3 protein-coding genes are annotated in these 1,756 nt (G+C 61.0%); all 3 read right to left on the bottom strand.

The features are described 5' to 3' along the window. A partial coding sequence (locus ADK28_RS06335; RefSeq protein WP_053093508.1) for a VOC family protein occupies nucleotides 1–280 on the bottom strand: 280 nt, incomplete at its 3' end. Between the two features lie 126 nt (nucleotides 281–406). Then, nucleotides 407–823 (bottom strand): SRPBCC family protein, encoded by a 417-nt coding sequence (locus ADK28_RS06330; protein ID WP_028127813.1) that lies wholly within the window; start codon nucleotides 821–823, stop codon nucleotides 407–409. Between the two features lie 36 nt (nucleotides 824–859). Then, the gene (locus tag ADK28_RS06325; RefSeq protein ID WP_028127812.1) at nucleotides 860–1,657 is read right to left on the bottom strand and encodes an SDR family NAD(P)-dependent oxidoreductase; all 798 of its coding nucleotides are present in this window, start codon (nucleotides 1,655–1,657) and stop codon (nucleotides 860–862) included. Nucleotides 1,658–1,756 lie beyond the last annotated feature (99 nt).

Here is a 1,756-nt window from a genome sequence, read left to right as displayed (position 1 = left end):
GCTCGTCCTCGTTGAAAGGATCGATGCGCAGGCAGACGTGATCGACATTTTGCCGGTGACGATCGGGCGCCGCGCCGCCTTTTTTCCCCAACACGCCGTTAATATCCACCAGATCGATCATGGCCGCTCCGGCGCGCAGGTGCATCAGCCCCAAATCCGGCCGCTGTTTGGCGATATCACAGCCGACGATCTGGGTATAAAAATGCAGGCTTTTCTGCATATCGCGCACGCGCAGCACCACATGGTCGATAGTCTTCAGGCTGAAAGGGCGCACGGCCATCTCCTCAAACGGAAGTCTCCTTTACAGCATAAACGGCGCTGGCGGATTTATCCTGCTCCAGAGCTAAAGACAAAAAAACGGCCAATGGCTTTCACCATCGGCCGCGAGCGCTTGAGCATACCGGCGTTAGCGCGGGAAGTTGCCGCTCAGCGCATCCAGGCCGCCCTGGTAGATGCCGCTGAACAGGGCGACGGCCTCGTCGTCGCTGATGTTGACCGGCGTGAAGCTGCCCGACCATTCCACGCGCGCCACGTTGGCGTCGTCGGTGGCGTGCACTGACAGGGTGGACAGGTAATTCACCACCGGGAACGGCGCCTGCATGATGGAGTAGCTGTAGCTGCGTTGACGGTTGTCGAACGCTTCCAGCCGCTCGATGACGGTGCCGCCGTCGGCGGTGGTTAAGGTACGCACGCGGCCGCCTTCCGAAATGACGCTTTTCGGGATGAACGGCAGCCAGTCAGGCAGGGCGTCGAAGCCGCCGATCAGTTGCCATACGGTGTCGGCGGATGCCGGGATGTTCATAGATACGGATGTATTAGCCATTTTCGTTCTCTCTTGATATCGGTTTAGGGTACGGAATTACATTGCCAGGGTGTCGACGACGCCGCCGTCGACGCGCAGCGCCGCGCCGGTAGTGGCCGAAGACAGCGGGGACGCAAGGTAAACGGCCAGGTTGGCCACTTCATCGACGTCCGCCGCGCGCTGAATAATGGAGCTTGGGCGTTCGGTTTTAACGAACTCGTCGGCCTGATCGCGCGCGCTGCGCCCGGATTTGGCCGCCGCTTCCGCCAGCATCTCCTGCAGGCCTTCGGTAAAGGTTGGCCCTGGCAGGATGGCGTTGACCGTCACGCCGGTGCCGGCGAGGCGTTTCGCCAGGCCGTGAGACACCGCCAGGTTGGCGCTTTTGGTCACGCCGTAGTTGATCATGTCCGCCGGGATGGCGACGCCGGATTCGGACGACACGAAAATAATGCGTCCCCAGCCCTGTTCGGTCATGTTCTGCGCGTAGTGGCGCGCCAGACGCACGCCCGAGAGGACGTTGACGTTATAGAAGTGCATCCACTCGCTGTCGGGCACGGTAAAGAAGTCTTTATCGTTGAAAATGCCCAGGTTGTTGATCAGCACGTCAGCTTTAGGCTCCGCGGCGAACAGGGTTTCTGCCCCTTGTTCCGTGCCGAGATCGGCGACCACGCCGCGCACTTGCGCGCCGGGCACGTTGGCGCTGATGTCGGCGATAGCGTTATCGACCCCGGTTTTTTGACGGCCGACGATCACCACGGTGGCGCCCGTTTTGGCGAGTCCGCGCGCGATGCCCAAGCCGATGCCGGAGGTGGAGCCGCTGACGACGGCGACTTTGCCTGAAAGATCCAGTTTCATCATGTATATCACTCTGTAATGTGGGTACTGGGGCCGGGGGGCGGCCCCATAAAACTTAACGAATCGGCAGCGGTGCGTTGTCGGCCACCAGTTTCTGAC

The organism is Serratia sp. 506_PEND, assembly GCF_001076875.1.
Lineage (GTDB): Bacteria > Pseudomonadota > Gammaproteobacteria > Enterobacterales > Enterobacteriaceae > Serratia > Serratia marcescens.
Note: the sequence above shows the minus strand (reverse complement) of the source record. Positions and strands in the feature narration are given on the sequence as shown.

Coding starts and splice junctions, on each gene's coding strand:
- ADK28_RS06325 (WP_028127812.1), bottom strand. CDS start 1,657: ATGAAACTGGATCTTTCAGGCAAAGTCGCCGTCGTCAGCGGCTCCACC.
- ADK28_RS06330 (WP_028127813.1), bottom strand. CDS start 823: ATGGCTAATACATCCGTATCTATGAACATCCCGGCATCCGCCGACACC.